The sequence below is a fragment of the Tardiphaga sp. 37S4 genome, assembly GCF_021044645.1.
GTDB classification, from domain to species: Bacteria; Pseudomonadota; Alphaproteobacteria; order Rhizobiales; family Xanthobacteraceae; genus Tardiphaga; species Tardiphaga robiniae.
Map to the genome: position 1 here is coordinate 1,130,799 of NZ_CP088008.1, position 14,322 is coordinate 1,145,120.

Annotated in this window: 15 protein-coding genes; 7 read left to right on the plus strand and 8 right to left on the minus strand. The window is 60.9% G+C overall.

Going from position 1 to position 14,322, the window contains the following annotated elements; translation table 11 throughout:
* Positions 1–46: 46 nt before the first annotated feature.
* Together LPB73_RS05355 and LPB73_RS05360 are read right to left on the minus strand one after the other, a co-directional pair.
* On the minus strand, positions 47–400 hold the full coding sequence (locus tag LPB73_RS05355) for a hypothetical protein (RefSeq protein ID WP_231079863.1): 354 nt from the start codon (positions 398–400) through the stop codon (positions 47–49).
* Positions 401–807: 407 nt separating this feature from the next.
* Positions 808–999 carry a hypothetical protein gene (locus LPB73_RS05360; RefSeq protein ID WP_120291429.1) on the minus strand — a complete coding sequence of 64 codons (192 nt, stop codon included), beginning with the start codon at positions 997–999 and terminating at the stop codon, positions 808–810.
* A 192-nt stretch (positions 1,000–1,191) separates the two neighbouring features.
* Between LPB73_RS05360 and LPB73_RS05365 the strand changes: the two genes are divergently transcribed.
* Positions 1,192–3,135 carry a BTAD domain-containing putative transcriptional regulator gene (locus LPB73_RS05365; RefSeq protein WP_231079864.1) on the plus strand — a complete coding sequence of 648 codons (1,944 nt, stop codon included), beginning with the start codon at positions 1,192–1,194 and terminating at the stop codon, positions 3,133–3,135.
* A gap of 3 nt (positions 3,136–3,138) precedes the next feature.
* On the opposite strand, the gene LPB73_RS05370 is transcribed toward LPB73_RS05365, so the two are convergent.
* From LPB73_RS05370 to LPB73_RS05380, 3 genes are all read right to left on the minus strand, one after another.
* Positions 3,139–3,606 carry an MAPEG family protein gene (locus LPB73_RS05370; RefSeq protein ID WP_231079865.1) on the minus strand — a complete coding sequence of 156 codons (468 nt, stop codon included), beginning with the start codon at positions 3,604–3,606 and terminating at the stop codon, positions 3,139–3,141.
* Positions 3,607–3,741: 135 nt separating this feature from the next.
* Positions 3,742–4,692: a hypothetical protein gene (locus tag LPB73_RS05375; protein ID WP_231079866.1), complete on the minus strand. Its 951-nt coding sequence runs from the start codon at positions 4,690–4,692 to the stop codon at positions 3,742–3,744.
* A gap of 338 nt (positions 4,693–5,030) precedes the next feature.
* Positions 5,031–5,255: a DUF1127 domain-containing protein gene (locus LPB73_RS05380; protein WP_231079867.1), complete on the minus strand. Its 225-nt coding sequence runs from the start codon at positions 5,253–5,255 to the stop codon at positions 5,031–5,033.
* Positions 5,256–5,504: 249 nt separating this feature from the next.
* Between LPB73_RS05380 and LPB73_RS29105 the strand changes: the two genes are divergently transcribed.
* Entirely contained in the window at positions 5,505–5,630 is a 126-nt protein-coding gene (locus tag LPB73_RS29105) for a hypothetical protein (RefSeq protein ID WP_256461263.1), read from the plus strand.
* On the opposite strand, the gene LPB73_RS05385 is transcribed toward LPB73_RS29105, so the two are convergent.
* Positions 5,627–6,700, minus strand: coding sequence for an acyltransferase family protein (locus tag LPB73_RS05385; protein WP_231079868.1), 1,074 nt, complete (start codon positions 6,698–6,700; stop codon positions 5,627–5,629). The two genes, LPB73_RS29105 and LPB73_RS05385, sit on opposite strands and share 4 nt — an antisense overlap.
* Positions 6,701–7,003: 303 nt before the next feature.
* On the opposite strand from LPB73_RS05385, the gene LPB73_RS05390 reads away from it, so the two are divergent.
* Genes LPB73_RS05390 through LPB73_RS05405 form a run of 4 tightly spaced genes read left to right on the plus strand, consistent with a single transcriptional unit; the run spans position 7,004 to position 10,621 of the window.
* Positions 7,004–7,663 carry a class I SAM-dependent methyltransferase gene (locus tag LPB73_RS05390; RefSeq protein ID WP_231079870.1) on the plus strand — a complete coding sequence of 220 codons (660 nt, stop codon included), beginning with the start codon at positions 7,004–7,006 and terminating at the stop codon, positions 7,661–7,663.
* A gap of 56 nt (positions 7,664–7,719) precedes the next feature.
* On the plus strand, positions 7,720–8,517 hold the full coding sequence (locus tag LPB73_RS05395; RefSeq protein WP_374725715.1) for a UDP-2,3-diacylglucosamine diphosphatase: 798 nt from the start codon (positions 7,720–7,722) through the stop codon (positions 8,515–8,517).
* Positions 8,518–8,531: 14 nt separating this feature from the next.
* The gene (locus LPB73_RS05400; protein ID WP_305801700.1) at positions 8,532–9,581 is read left to right on the plus strand and encodes a glycosyltransferase family 4 protein; all 1,050 of its coding nucleotides are present in this window, start codon (positions 8,532–8,534) and stop codon (positions 9,579–9,581) included.
* 53 nt (positions 9,582–9,634) lie between these two features.
* Positions 9,635–10,621 (plus strand): threonine ammonia-lyase, encoded by a 987-nt coding sequence (locus LPB73_RS05405; RefSeq protein WP_231079871.1) that lies wholly within the window; start codon positions 9,635–9,637, stop codon positions 10,619–10,621.
* A 10-nt stretch (positions 10,622–10,631) separates the two neighbouring features.
* Here the strand turns inward: LPB73_RS05405 and LPB73_RS05410 are convergent, their stop codons facing one another.
* The gene (locus tag LPB73_RS05410; RefSeq protein WP_231079873.1) at positions 10,632–11,885 is read right to left on the minus strand and encodes a hypothetical protein; all 1,254 of its coding nucleotides are present in this window, start codon (positions 11,883–11,885) and stop codon (positions 10,632–10,634) included.
* Between the two features lie 76 nt (positions 11,886–11,961).
* Between LPB73_RS05410 and LPB73_RS05415 the strand changes: the two genes are divergently transcribed.
* The gene (locus tag LPB73_RS05415) at positions 11,962–13,179 is read left to right on the plus strand and encodes an MFS transporter (RefSeq protein WP_231079875.1); all 1,218 of its coding nucleotides are present in this window, start codon (positions 11,962–11,964) and stop codon (positions 13,177–13,179) included.
* On the opposite strand, the gene dgcA is transcribed toward LPB73_RS05415, so the two are convergent.
* Positions 13,149–14,120 (minus strand): N-acetyl-D-Glu racemase DgcA, encoded by a 972-nt coding sequence (gene dgcA, locus LPB73_RS05420; RefSeq protein WP_231081076.1) that lies wholly within the window; start codon positions 14,118–14,120, stop codon positions 13,149–13,151. The two genes, LPB73_RS05415 and dgcA, sit on opposite strands and share 31 nt — an antisense overlap.
* Between the last annotated feature and the right edge of the window lie 202 nt (positions 14,121–14,322).

Genomic DNA, 14,322 nt, shown 5'->3' on the forward strand with positions numbered 1-14,322 from the left:
ATTGTTGCCATCCATTGATGATTGATGCCGTCTTCGCCTGCCGCGATCAGTCGCCCCAGGCTGCTATATTCACAGGGCGACTATGCTCGGGCGCCGCCCGTGCCAGCAGGGCGCCGCCAATCACGTGCACAATGCCGAAGCCGATAAGGATTAGGATGATCAGGTGTGTTTCGCTCAGTCGCCTCACGTTTCTTTTCCCTTCACTGTTCTGTATCTGACGAACGCGCGTGTCCCGCGATGGAATGGGCTTGCCAGGATTGGTTTCGATGCGGTCGGAGATGAGATGCTGGTAGCGATGAATGACGTTGATTGCCTGTCGACGACGGGATTCATGAAGTGCGCTGACGATCATCGAAGCCCGCACAGGTGTTGGAGATGGTGCCGGAAAGTCGGTCTTCATCGCTCTTTTCCTGATGCTTCACGGGATGATGCAGGTGAGCTTGCTGACCGCTCGATCGCCTGACACTCTTAAGATTTGCATTGAAACTTCGCTGTGCTTGCTGGCATTGGCAGCGATGCTACCGCGGCGTTGGCTTTGTTCGCCTACGGTAGCGGCAAGCTCGACATGTGGTATGTGACGAAATCATCGGAAGCGAGGTCAGGCTGATCGGCTTGGGGCCTTTGGCTCGTTGCAGCCAAAGCAATCAACAAAATCGAGCCATAGAACGCGATCACTCCAGTTCTCCATCTCGCGACGACTCGTCGTTCGTCGTCGGTTGAGAGAAAGGCATACGATCGCGCTCGTAGTTGCGCGGTATTGGTCAATGCGACCTCCTGCTTGATGGCTACTTCGAAATCGAACCGAGATCAGTCGCCTCCGAAAAGGAGGGGTGAGACGGGAGGCGTGGCGTGCGAAGCCGCCCTGGCTTTCGGAGCAGCCAGGGAAGTCAGCGCCACATCAACTCCGGCGAGGATCACGGTCAGGGTAGCGACGACTGCAATGATGTGACGCGTGCGCATGACGGCTTCCGGGTGAAGTTGCTCTGCGCCGAATGCCATTCGCATCTCGTCGCATTTTGACTTGAACCCGCCGCCGTCTCACCGGCGTTAGTCAGCCGTCATCGCTGCGTTAATACTGCTCGCAAAGTTGCCAATCTGAGTTAAATGTATATTCAGAGGACGCATTTGTTCAAAACTTGGAAGTAGCCGACAGTGTGCCCAAAATTTAATCTTTCGCTTTTGGGACGCGTCGTGCTCACCGGGCCGAACGGCGCGGTCGGCTTGCCAAACAAGAAGCTCTCGGGATTGCTTGCTTATCTGGCTTGCACGGCACCGGAGCCTCAGCCGCGCGAAAAACTGTCGACACTGTTCTGGGGGTCTTATTTCGACGCGCAAGCAAGGCAGAACCTCCGTCAGTCACTGTTCAAGCTACGTCAAATTCTGGGTCGGGATGCTCTCAAGAGCGATGGCGAGTTCGTATCGCTGAATACGACGGTGATCCTGTGCGATATCAGCCGGTTCGAGGCCTTGGTGCGGGAAGGCGGCCGCGATGCGCTGGGTGAGGCAGCGGATCTCTATCGAGGGCGCTTCGTCGATGACATCGGTGTTAGCGAAGAAGGCTGGAGCGATTGGCTGGCTGGCGAACGCCAGCGATTTCAGGAGCTGGCTCTGACTGCGATGGTCGGGCTCGGCGAAAAAGAACTGGTCGCCGGTCGCGCCGATCACGCATTGAAGGCCGGGCACCGTGCCAGCGCACTGAACAACATGCGTGAGGATGCGCACCGGCTGATCATGCAAGCTCTGTCTGCAACTGGGCGTAAAGCTGAAGCGCTCAAATACTATCAAGAGGTCGTTACGCTTCTGAAGCGAGAGCTCAACACAGAGCCGGACGAGGCAACCAGAGCGCTCGTTGCCGAACTACGCAGAGCCCAGACACTGATCGAATCGACGGCTGTCAGTGAGATCGAGATATCGACTCCACTTGCGCCCGCTCTGATGATGGTCGCGGATCAACCATCCATCGTGGTTCTGCCGTTTCGGAACATGAGCGACGACCCGGAGCAGGAATACTTCGCTGACGGTGTCACCGAGGACATCATCACCGCTTTGTCGCGCTTTCGCGAATTCGTGGTCATCGCACGCGGATCGAGCTTCGCCTTCAAGGATAGAAGGCTGACCAGCCGGCAAATCGCGCAACAACTCGGTGTTCAATACGTCCTGAGCGGCAACATCCGCAAAGCGGGCAACCGCATTCGTGTATCGGCCGAACTGACCCATGCCCGCGATGAGGTTCAGGTCTGGTCTGATCGCTACGATCGCGCCATCGTCGATGTTTTCGATCTGCAGGATGACATCAGCGCGAGCGTCGCTGCAGTGATTGATCCGGCCGTGCGGAGCGCCGAGGTCGAGCGCGCAAGGCGCAAGCCGCTCTCTGATCTTTCGGCTTACGACATCTACCTGCGAGCGCTTCCCCATCTATGGAACGGAACCCGTGACGGGATCACGAGGGCGATCGTATTGTTGCGACAGTCTCTCAACCGCGATCAGCTGCGCCCAGCCACGCTGGCGTCCCTTGCTTGGGCACTTGTCATGGCGTCGCCTCTGGGGGCGGCGGCGTTGCCGGAAACGTTGGTCGAAGCCCTCGTCTTGGCGCGCCGTGCCGTCGAGCAAGATGGCGCAGATGCTTTCGCCCATGCGGTCTATGGCTTCACATTGTTTGGTCCGGTCGGCAACAACGATCAGGGGCGCATCCACTGCAAGGAAGCTGTGCGCCTCAATCCAAGCTCCGCCTTCGCCTGGGGCATTCTTGGAATGATCGACAGCATGGGGGGCGACTATGAGCATGCTGTCACATGCCTTCACCGGTCGATCGCCCTCAGCCCCTACGACAATATGCTCCATTTTTGGATGACGGGCCTGGCTGCATCATGCTTTGCGCTCGGGCGCCCTGAGGATGGTGTCTTGTGGGCGCGCAACTCGATCCAGCAAAATCCGGCCAACGGTACGGGCCATCGCATGCTGGTAGCCAATCTTGTAGCCGCCAGGCGATTGGAAGAGGCCCGCGACGTGACGCGCCAGCGCGATGCCGTGCAAAAGACAACTATCGCAGAGCTTCGTGCCATGCGCTTTTTCAAGCAGGACGACGATCTTGAACGTTACCTATCGGCCCAGCGCGAAGCCGGCGTTACGGCTTGAACTTCACGCGCCGACTGCAGATATCAACGTACGGACGGTCATGAAGATCAGGATGAGCGAGCCCACAGTCCAGAAGGTCGCGCGTATCTCATGAATCTGTCCGGTGAGATAGGCGATGAAGTGAAGCAGACGTGAGGCGACGTAACCGTATAGCAGCCATTGGGCGAGCAGCAGGGACGGTTGCGTGAGAATGTAGAGCAAACCCGCGACCAGGAAGTAGGGCAGGCTCTCGAGGTCGTTCATTTGGATCCGGCGAATCCGCTCGACGCGCTCGTTGGGCAAGAGTTGCGCCGGGTCGGGCGCGGGGTTCATGGGCGTCTTCTTGATATCCTCGGGTGAACGGTAGCCGCCTTTGACGTCGACCATACGGACTACAGTCAGCCACGACATCGCCGCAGCCTTGAGGATCGTCAGGCTCGCAGCAATGACGTAGGTAGCGAATAGCGGATCGTTCAGTGTGAGTTTGTCCAATGTGCCGTCCCCTATGGGCCATAGATCGTATCTATGGCCCAGCGCGTTTCCCAGCGAAATACAATGTCTGTGTCTGTTTACGCGGGATTTGGCCCCCCGTACGAGTGCTGATCGGGGGCTGTCGCCTCTTGGTCATCAGTTTTGCGGGAGGAGACGGCTGAAGGAGGGTAGTTTGAGGCAAAGCTTGACGATGAGAGGGAGCGCGAGGACAGGGATGACGCACGCAGCGACATAACCCTCCGCGAGAGATGGCAGACCAAAGCTGGCCGCTGCCCACACGAGAGTGACATTACGGTTTCCGCTCACGAGGCCTATCGTTCCAGCGGTCTGTAACCCCATTCTCGCGAATGTCAAAGTTGCGAGTACGCACAGTCCGAAGTTGGAGACGACCGCCGCGGCGAGCATGACGTCGAAACCTAGCGGATTGCTGATCCAGTGGGTCCGTATGCCCTGCGAGGTTGCCAGTCCGACGATGATGAGTCCGATAACGGCGACCCCGGTGGCAGCGTGTTGGTCGGGCAGAACGGGCATCAGATTGCGGCGAAACCGTATTGCCAGAAAGGCAACCAAGCCTGCAGCGCCGATGATGCTGAACAATCGGATAGCCAGCGCGCCCATGTCGAATTCAATTCCAAGTCCGAGCACTGTGGCAAAACACGGAATTGAAATCGGCGTGAGGAGGGTGAGTGCGATGGATACGAGTAAAGCGAGACGTGTTCGCAGACCAAGCATTCCAGCGATCGCGGCCGCGCTTCCGACCGGCGGCGCCAGGAGAGAAAGCAGAACACCGGCCCGCAGCGCAGGATCAAGCGGAAGGAAGGACAGTAGAACCGCAGCGGCCAGCGGAAGCGCCAGGCCAACCCAGGCAACCACCAGGGCCATCAGAGGCAGACGAATCCTGGCTTCGGATGGCGCGAGACCGGCTGTGAGAAACGAGCCTAGTGTCAGGAGAAATGCCGAGAACGGCAAAAGATCGTAGCCGAAATGAGCGAAAGGTTGGATCAAGAGCCCTGCACAAAGCGAGATCACCAAAAGCGCTGGTCCTTGTCCGCCAAGTGCGGACAATAGCCTGCCAACCATCTGCATGCGCACCCCTTGCCTGGTTACGTATTTGCCCTGGCGGGCCTCTCAAGTGCTCCGCGGAATGCGAAGCAATCGCGATCGCAATTATTGGAATTGCATCGGTCCGAAATCGGTAGCTATCTGGTAAAGACCCTTGCGATCCGAATGTGCGGCCGCAGGACTCGCGTGACACCCATTGAAGCCTGTCGACGTCATCACCGGCGTTAGTTGGGCGCTACAGAAGCGTTGTTGAGAGATCGGCGCAGTATGAGCGTTACATCGTCCGATCAACCGTTGTTGGAAAGACGAATGTTATGCTCTTGGTCGAGCGCAGGTCCGCCGCAGCAACGTATGATTTTGGACTAGCGGCGCTTCAGTAGCCAAGGCTCCCAAAAAAACCGTGACGCTTCGGCATGCGCTTCGTGCAGGCCGATGCCGATATCGTGGAGAAAATCGGGCCTGTCTCTGATATCCGCGTGCAACTCTGCCCTGAAACGGGCTCGCTGACGCCACGTGGCAGGCAGGCTGAAGATCGCACCGAGACGCAGATGATCGTCGCCTGATACAAACTGTGCGTAGGCGCGCATGGTGGTGCTCCGATTTTTGCGACCGGGATATCCCGGCACATCGCTGCGTGACAGCCATTGAAGCCTGTCGACGTCGTGCCGACGTCAGTCGGGCGTCAGAGCAGCGTTATTTTCGCTCAAGGCGCCGCGAAAAGGCGGCCAGGCGTGTCGAACGCGTTCAGGAAGGGCTTCGTCTTGCAAATTCCGCGCGCGTCAGCGCCGGATTCGCGATCCAGGCGCTGTAGCGGCTCTGCGATCTAGCGACCCGTCTTGAAGCTTGATGCCGAAGCCGGAGAGACGCACGTCCGCGAAGCGCTCGGGCTCGGCTGCAAGGCTGTGCTGATCAAGGGCGGCTACGGGACCGGCCCGGTGCAGCATTTCTACGCGTTCTATTAAATCGGTCGCACCGTTACGCGGCTGCTTAATGGGCCGCGCTCGCTCACCTTGCGTTGAATTCGGGCAAAGCGCTTTTGTCGCCAGCGATCGATCGGCTGATCGACAAGATGATAGATCAGTATCGACGTCGTCACGGTGAGGAATAGCGCGCCATAGGACGCTAGAAGCGTCTCCGGCAGCAATATCCATCCAAATAGAAAATGGCAGATATAGATTGGATAGGACAGCTCGCCGAGGTATCTGTCCCATCCTATGTTCTTGCTTAGCTCGAACAGTCTGGGAACTGCGACGATCACAATGGCGAGGAACAGGATCGACGGCAGCGTCTCGAATCCTTTCGACTTGTTGATCGTGAGGCAAACGAATATCAGCGCCGAAGCCAGTACGAGCAATCCATTCAGGCGCGCTCGCCTGCTGTCATCTCTGGATGCGTATACTTGGTAGCCTAGCGCTCCCGTGCAGAACAACGCCATCTCGGAAGGAAATATGCGATAGGACCACGGGTCTCCACTGAAGCCGAATAGCCATTGAACTCCCATCCGGAAGACAAGGCTTGCAGCGATAACTGAGGCAATCGCGATCGGTCCTCGTCTCACCAGCAACGGCGCGAGCAGATAGAAGTAGATCTCCAGTGCCAGAGTCCATGCCTGCGGAATCGGGGCGAATGTGTAGAGCAGGTCGGGTACACCGGCCGGCTGCAAGGCGAGCGCCAGCCCACCATCTCGAACGACCAGAAAAAAATACGTCTCCTGACCAATGATCACTAATTGGGAGACGACGAAATATGCGGCGCCAAACGGGTCCAGAGACATCAGTTGCTTCCAGTGCCCGGTCACGACGAGAGACAGAGCCAGCACGAGCAGGTATGCCGGAAACAGGCGCAGCAGGCGGTTGGAGATGAACAGCCGATAGGAACCAGGCGCGTATTTCTCGTTCAGCACCAGGGCCATATAGAACCCAGAAATAACAAAGAAGCTCTGTACGGCGATATCGCTGGTGAGAATGCCGAAAGGCAGCCCGAAATGCGCGAATGCAACGGAAATCGCGAGGATGATTCTGAGCGTGCCCATCGTCGAATCCTGCGTGGAAAACCTTTAGTGGCTGTTAATAAATACGAATGGTTCTGCGGGTGGCATGGTTCTTAGCCATCGCCGTCAACGTCTTAGGGCCCTGGATGCGCCGAGGCACCCATAGCCTCATCCTTCGAGCCTCCCAGGAGCGAGCTTCTCAGGATGGGTGACACAGGGTGTGTCCACAGCACTCAGATACTTGTTCCTGCGACACTCTGTCGTCGATCTGTCATCCCGGCTTGATATCAGCCGAACAGCAAATGGGTTGTCCGATTCTTCTGGACACGCTGGACGGAACCTTCGATGACGACGCTGGATCTCGAAAAATCCATTGTTGAAACGGCCTATGCGCGCTGGGCTCCGATCTATGATGCGGTGTGCGGTCCGGTGATGCTGAAAGGCCGTCGTGCGGCGGCGGAAGCGGCGCGTGCCGTGGGCGGCAAGGTGCTCGAAGTCGGCGTCGGCACCGGCCTGTCATTCGATGACTATGATGCGACAACCGAGATCACCGGTATCGATCTGAGCGCGCCCATGCTCGCCAAGGCGCGCGCCAAGATGGCAACCGGCCGCTATCCATGGGTGAAGGATGTCCAGGAGATGGACGCTCATGCGATGACCTTTGCCGACGCCAGTTTCGACTGCGTCGTGGCGCAGTTCGTTATTACGCTGGTCGAAAATCCCGAGCAGGTGCTGTCGGAATGCCACCGCGTGGTGAAGCCGGGCGGCCGCATCATTCTCGTCAATCATCTGTATTCGGAGACTGGTCTGGCAGCCGCGGTCGAGCGCTGGGCCGCGGTGAAGACCCGTTCCCTCGGTCTGCGCCCGGAATTCCCGTTCGCGCGGCTGCAGGCGTGGTCGCAAGCGAATGCTGAATCGATCCTCATCGAACGCCGCAAGGTGGCGCCGTTCGGCATCTACACATTGGTTACTTTTGAGCGAACCGCGGCGGCGCTGGCGGCGTAAATCGTCATCGCCGTGTCATGCAAATCAGTTAGCTGCTCGACATGGAAAGAGACGTGATGAGTGAAGGCAACGAAAAGCGCTTTCGCACCTTGTTTATCTCCGACGTCCACCTTGGCGCCCGCGGATCGCAGGCTGACCGGCTGCTGGACTTCCTCCGTACCCATGATGCCGATACCATCTATCTCGTTGGCGACATCGTCGATGGCTGGGCGCTGAAATCCGGCTGGCACTGGCCGCAGTCTCATAACGACTTCGTCCAGAAGATGCTGCGCAAGGTGCGCAAGGGCGCCAAGGTCGTTTACATTCCTGGCAATCACGACGAGTTCCTGCGCAGCTATTACGGCACGCATTTCGGCGGTATCGAGGTCGTCGAGACCGCGACGCATGAAGGCGCGGACGGCAAGAAATACCTCGTCATCCATGGCGACATTTTCGACCTCGTGGTGCAGAACGCGCGCTGGCTCGCCCATCTGGGCGACAAGGCCTATGATTTCGCGATCCAGATGAACCGTCTGGTCAATGCGCTGCGCAAATTGTTCGGCTTCCCTTACTGGTCGCTGTCGAAATGGGCCAAGATGAAGGTGAAGAACGCCGTCAACTATATCGGCGCGTTCGAAGAGACGCTGGCCGGCGAGGCACGGCGTCACGGCGCTGATGGCGTGATCTGCGGTCATATCCACTACGCGACGATCCGTGACGAGCACGGCATCCGTTACATGAATTGCGGCGACTGGGTCGAAAGCTGTACGGCGCTGGTCGAACACGAGGATGGCCGCTTCGAGATCATTACCTGGACCGATCCGGTCCGCCGCGGCATGCCGGTGCAGGCGCTCGCACCGGCCAAGGCGGCGTGAAGGATGGCGGCCTGATGCGCATTCTCGTCGCTACCGATGCCTGGCATCCCCAAGTCAACGGCGTCGTGCGCACGCTGACGATGATGGCGGAGGCGGCGAAGGGCTTTGGTGTCGATGTGAGTTTTCTCACGCCGGAATCGTTTCGTACGGTCGGGCTGCCGAGTTACGCTGATTTGCGCGTCGCGATCCCGAGCCGCCGCAAGATCGCGCAACTGATCGACGAGGCGAAGCCCGACAACATCCACATCGCGACCGAAGGCCCGATCGGATTTTCGGTGCGTGCCTATTGCCGCCGCCGGAGCATTCCCTTCACCACCAGTTTCCACACGCGCTTTCCCGAATACATCTCGGCACGTTTTCCGATTCCGGAATCCTGGGTCTGGGCCGGCCTACGCCGCTTCCATGGCGCGAGCTCCGCGGTGATGGCGGCTACGCCGGCACTGGCGAGCGAGCTACGTGACCGCGGCTTCCGCAATGTCGTGCTGTGGCCGCGCGGCGTCGACGCCAATCTGTTTCATCCGCGCCAGGTCGATCTCGGCAAGCCGAAGCCCATTTTCCTCTCGGTCGGTCGCGTCGCCGTCGAGAAGAACCTCGAAGCCTTCCTCGATCTCGACCTGCCCGGCACCAAGGTTGTGGTCGGCGACGGCCCGGCGCGTACCGCGCTCGAAGCGAAATATCCCGAGGCGTTGTTCACGGGCGCGTTGCAGGGCGAGGCTCTGGCCGTTGCCTATGCCTCAGCCGATGTCTTCGTGTTTCCGAGCAAGACCGACACCTATGGTCTCGTCCTGCTCGAGGCGCTGGCGAGTGGCGTGCCGGTGGCAGCGTTCCCGGTAACGGGTCCGAAGGACGTGATCGGCGCGTCGCCGGTCGGTGTGTTGTCGGATGACTTGCGGCAAGCCTGTCTCAAGGCGCTCGAGATTTCGCCGCAGGATTGTCTCAAGTTTGCTGCCGGTCACACCTGGGAAGCGTCGGCACGCGCTTTCGTCAACAATATCAGCCATGTGCGGGCCGAAATCGCCGCCCGTGCACCGTCCGCAGCGAAGCATCCGCGTTTTGCTGCTTGATCTGCGATTGGTATAGCTTGCCCGCTGGTTGTGCCGCGCGATAAAATGCGCGCATGACAAACACCCCATTGCCGATCACATCCGCCGATATCGATGCCGCCGCGCGCGTCATCGCCCCTTATGCAGCGCGAACGCCGTTGCTCCGGTCGCCTGCGCTCGATGCGCTGACCGGCGCGAAAGTGTTCTTGAAGCCCGAAGTGCTGCAGCGAACCGGCTCGTTCAAGTTTCGCGGCGCCTTCAACAAGATTTCCTCGATCCCCGAGGGTGAGCGCGGCAGGGGCGTCGTCGCATTCTCGTCCGGCAATCATGCGCAGGGCGTAGCCGCTGCAGCGCAGATCCTCGGCATGAAGGCGACCATCGTGATGCCGTCCGATGCGCCGGTGTCGAAGGTCGAGCGCACCAGGGGTTATGGCGCCGAGGTCGTGCTCTATGATCGCGACAAGGAAGACCGCGAAGCCATCGCTCGCGACATCGCCGGCAAGAGCGGCGCCACGGTCGTGCCGCCCTATGATGATCCGTTCGTGATGGCCGGGCAGGGCACTGTCGGCCGCGAGATCGCCGAAGACATGGCCGCCTTGGGCACCGTGCCGGACATCGTATCTGCGCAGGCGTCCGGCGGCGGCCTGATCGGCGGCATTGCCACGGCCGTGAAGGCGCGATTCCCCGAGACCTCGATCATAGTCGCTGAACCCGCAGGCTTTGACGACCATGGGCTCTCTTTGCGCGCCGGCAAACGTGTCGCCCACAGCAATTCCAGCCGCACGATCTGCGACGCGCTGATGGCTCTGACGCCCGGCGAAATCACCTTCGCCGTCAATCAGCATCTGCTGTCGGGGGGCGTCACGGCCACCGACGACGAAGTCCGCAAGGCGATGGGTTTTGCGTTCCGCGATTTGAAGCTGGTGGTCGAGCCCGGCGGCGCCGTGGCGCTGGCTGCGCTGATGCACGGGCGTTTCGACGCGCGCGGCAAGACGGTGGTGATCGTTTTGTCCGGCGGCAATGTTGATGCGGATCTCTACGCCAGGATCATCAACGCCTGAGCTGAAGCGCTTACGAGAAGAACGCGATCTTCTCGGCCTGCGTCATCTTGCGGATCGGAGCCAGCGGGTCCGATGCCGGCGCGTTCGGATCCGCGATCACGCCGCCAGCAATCAGCGCTGCGCCGAGTGATGGCGCGGCGGCTTCCACCTGAGGTACCAGATCTGGCTGCGGCGGCTCGGGTGCCAGTGCAACCTCGGCGATCTGCGCGAGCGTCATCAGATCGGGATTGAGGGCTTCGGGCTCGGCTGGCTGAACAGCGACAGCTTCAACCTGCATCACCTCAGGCTCAAGGTATTGAGGCTCGGCAAGCTGAGGCTCAATAACGTCGGGCTCGCTCAGATCGAGCGCGCCCATCTCGGCGGCGACCATATCGAGCACGGCGAGGTCATGTTCGTCCTCTGCAATCCCCGCCGTTTCAGACGCCTGCGGGACATCGTCTGCGGCGATAGCCAAGGAGGCCTCGGCCATCGTCGCGGCGAGCTCCACGGTAGCTTCTGCGATGGGGGCGGCCGTTTCAGCGACGGTCTCTGCGGCAACCGTCTCTGCGGGGGCCGGCTGTACAGCGGCGCGCGGCGGTTCGACGCTTGAGATCGTGACCGTTTCAGCGAGTACTTCGCTCGCCTGCGACTTGAACAACGGCGTCACGGATGCTTCGCGTGCTTCGGCGACAACGGGCTCGACCTTTTCGGCAGCCGGAGTCGGTTCGGCCTGCGCAGTCGTCGCCGCGCTGCCATCGACCATCTGCTCGACCCGCTGCATCAGCAAGTCGTAGCTCGCCAGCACATCCTCACGGCCATTACCATTGAGAGCCTGCTGGCCGGCCTCGATAGCCTTGACCTGCGTGTCGAGCAGATCGCAGATCCGCGTGTCGGCGCCGCATTCACGCAGCGTCCAGGCGATCTCGCGGATGATGCGGGTGCCGTTACGGGCGCCGGTCAAAACCTCGTCGGCGTCGACGCGCGGCATCGCCTCTATGGCGCTGGCCTTGGCCTGACGGACGGCAGAACGGATCGCGCCGAGCGCGGCGATCAGGCTGAGCGCCGGCGCCTGCTTCTGGGCGGCGAGATTGGCTTCCAGCCGCGTGACGGCTTCGAGCACCAGGCTGGTATCGGCCGTGCGGTTGCGCTTGGCATATTCGGCGAGAAACCAGCGGCCGCGCGCGGTCTCCATGAAGGCTTCGCGGATCGCGTCATAGTCTGCCTCGCCCGGCAGGGTGGGGCGGGCGGAGATCGGCGACAGGGCAAATGCTTCTTCGGCCATCATGATAACTCGTGGCGCGCACAGGGATGCGCGGTATGTAACCATCTCCACGATCCCGTGGCGAATCGCAGTTCACCTCATGATAGCCGAATCTGCCACCCATAGCGCCCCGCAAATCCGCCGCAAATTCGCGCAGCGGCTGGCGATGTTCTACGGCACGGTGTTCGGCTCCAGCGGCTTCTATCTGCCGTTCTTCCCCGTCTGGCTGAAGGCGATCGGTATCGACCCGACCTGGATCGGCGCCATCCTTGCTGTGCCGTCGATGACGCGCTTCACCACGCTGCCGTTCATCACCGCTTTCGCAGAGCGCCGTCATGCTCTGCGCCAGACGATGATTGTCTGTGCCTTCCTCACCATGATCGGCTTTGCGACAGTGGGCATGCTACGCGAACCGCTCGGCGTGCTCCTGGTGTTCGCGCTGACGGCAGTGGTCTGGACGCCGCTCACGGCGCTGACCGATGGCTATGCGCTGAAAGGTGTGGTGCGCTTCGGCTTCAGTTACGGTCCGCTACGGCTGTGGGGCTCGGCGGCTTTCGTGGTTGGTGCGCTTGCCTGCGGTCTGGTGGTCAACTGGCTCGATGGCGAGCATCTGATCTGGGTGATTGTTGCAGCGATGGTGCTGTCGGCTGTCGTCAGCCTTGGTCTGCAGCCATTGGGCGCGCCGACAGGCGACGGCACGGTGCTCTCGAAGGCAAGCGCACTGCTACGCGATCCCGGCTTTCTCGCCATCGCGATGTCCGCCGCACTGATCCAGGGCAGCCATGCCGGCTATTACACCTTCGCGTCGATCACCTGGCAGGCGTCCGGCCTCGACGGCCTCACCATCGCTGGTCTATGGACGCTCGGCGTGCTCGCCGAGATTGTCCTGTTCGCGGTGTCGCCGCGCCTGACATTAGCACCTGCGACCATGGTCATCCTTGGTGGCCTTGGCGCATTGCTGCGCTGGACGCTGACCGCGCAAACGCTTCCGCTCCCGATTCTCGTGGTCGTGCAATTGCTGCACGGCGCGACCTACGGTCTGACGCAACTCGGCACAGTGGGCCTGTTGCTGCATCACGTGCCGCCGCATGTGATGGCGCGGGCGCAGGGCTACGTCACCGCCTGCACCGGCCTCGTGATGAGCAGCATGGCAGTTCTGTCAGGCGCGATCTATGCGCGTTACGGCGAGGGCGTTTACTACGTGATGGCCGTGCTTGGCCTTGCCGGGGCGACCGTCATATGGTTCGGCCGGCATCGCGCCGGGCAGCCGCCGGGCGTTGCGGGCGATCAGCCCCAGAGTGCCGCGTCGGGCGGATAGACCGTGCTTTCGTCATAGCGCAAACCGCCGTCGCGATCCCCGGCGAGCAATAGCGGGCCATCGAGATCGACGAAGCGTGCATATTGCGCAATCAGCATCGCGGGCGCCATCGCCAGCGACGTCGCCACCATGCAACCGACCATGATGTCGAGATTCATGGCGCGCGCGGCATCGGCCATCGCCAGCGCTTCGGTCAGGCCACCGGCCTTGTCGAGCTTGATATTGATCGCATCATAGCGCCCGCGCAGCGCCTCGAGCGAAGCGAGGCCATGCACGCTCTCGTCGGCGCAGACCATGATCGGCCGATGCACATGCATCAGCGCGTCATCCTTGCCTGCCGGCAACGGCTGCTCGATCAACGTGACGCCGGCGTTATGGCAGGCGTCGAGATTGGCTTTCAGGTTGTCCGGTGTCCACGCCTCATTGGCATCGACGATCAATTCGGATTCCGGTGCAGCCTGGCGCACGGCCGCGATGCGGCTGATGTCGTCATCACTGCCGAGCTTGATCTTCAGCAACGGTCGGTAGGCGGCCTTTGCGGTGGCGGAGGCCATCGCCTCGGGCGTACCAAGCGAGATCGTATAGGCGGTGGTGCAGGCGCGGGGAGCCGGCCGCTGCAGCAAGTCCCAGACGCGCTGGCCCTGGCTCTTGGCTTCAAGATCGAGCAGGGCGCAATCCACGGCGTTACGGGCGGCACCGGCAGGCATGGCCGATTGCAAGGCGTCACGGCCGAGGCCTGCGGCAAATCGGTCCTGCATCGCCAGAATGGCCGCCAGCGTAGCCTCAGGGGTCTCGCCATAGCGCGCATAGGGCACGCATTCGCCGCGGCCGGTTACGCCGCCGCGGCTGATCTCGGCGACCACGACGACGGCCTCGGTCTTGGCGCCGCGGCTGATGGTGAAGGCGCCAGCGATCGGCCATTGCTCGATCCGGGCGGTCATTAGGGCGGGGGCAGCGTCGGATGCGGACAATGCGGCGTCTTTCGGGCTGTGCCGGCAACGGCGGGTAATGACGTGTCTATAAGTTTACGTGATCGCCGTGAACTTGTTTGCGACGCAATGCCGGTGTCTGACAGGGCGGATTAAGGCTATATTAACCATAGCAACGTGTTGGCTTCACTTGGCTTCTCAGAAACGTATTTGG

Excerpts from the sequence above, each read along its gene's own strand:
- LPB73_RS05355 (WP_231079863.1), bottom strand. The coding sequence starts at position 400 with ATGAAGACCGACTTTCCGGCACCATCTCCAACACCTGTGCGGGCTTCG.
- LPB73_RS05360 (WP_120291429.1), bottom strand. The coding sequence starts at position 999 with ATGGCATTCGGCGCAGAGCAACTTCACCCGGAAGCCGTCATGCGCACG.
- LPB73_RS05375 (WP_231079866.1), bottom strand. The coding sequence starts at position 4,692 with ATGCAGATGGTTGGCAGGCTATTGTCCGCACTTGGCGGACAAGGACCA.
- LPB73_RS05380 (WP_231079867.1), bottom strand. The coding sequence starts at position 5,255 with ATGCGCGCCTACGCACAGTTTGTATCAGGCGACGATCATCTGCGTCTC.
- LPB73_RS05385 (WP_231079868.1), bottom strand. The coding sequence starts at position 6,700 with ATGGGCACGCTCAGAATCATCCTCGCGATTTCCGTTGCATTCGCGCAT.
- LPB73_RS05390 (WP_231079870.1), top strand. The coding sequence starts at position 7,004 with ATGACGACGCTGGATCTCGAAAAATCCATTGTTGAAACGGCCTATGCG.
- LPB73_RS05395 (WP_374725715.1), top strand. The coding sequence starts at position 7,720 with ATGAGTGAAGGCAACGAAAAGCGCTTTCGCACCTTGTTTATCTCCGAC.
- LPB73_RS05400 (WP_305801700.1), top strand. The coding sequence starts at position 8,532 with ATGCGCATTCTCGTCGCTACCGATGCCTGGCATCCCCAAGTCAACGGC.
- LPB73_RS05405 (WP_231079871.1), top strand. The coding sequence starts at position 9,635 with ATGACAAACACCCCATTGCCGATCACATCCGCCGATATCGATGCCGCC.
- LPB73_RS05410 (WP_231079873.1), bottom strand. The coding sequence starts at position 11,885 with ATGATGGCCGAAGAAGCATTTGCCCTGTCGCCGATCTCCGCCCGCCCC.
- LPB73_RS05415 (WP_231079875.1), top strand. The coding sequence starts at position 11,962 with ATGATAGCCGAATCTGCCACCCATAGCGCCCCGCAAATCCGCCGCAAA.
- dgcA (WP_231081076.1), bottom strand. The coding sequence starts at position 14,120 with ATGACCGCCCGGATCGAGCAATGGCCGATCGCTGGCGCCTTCACCATC.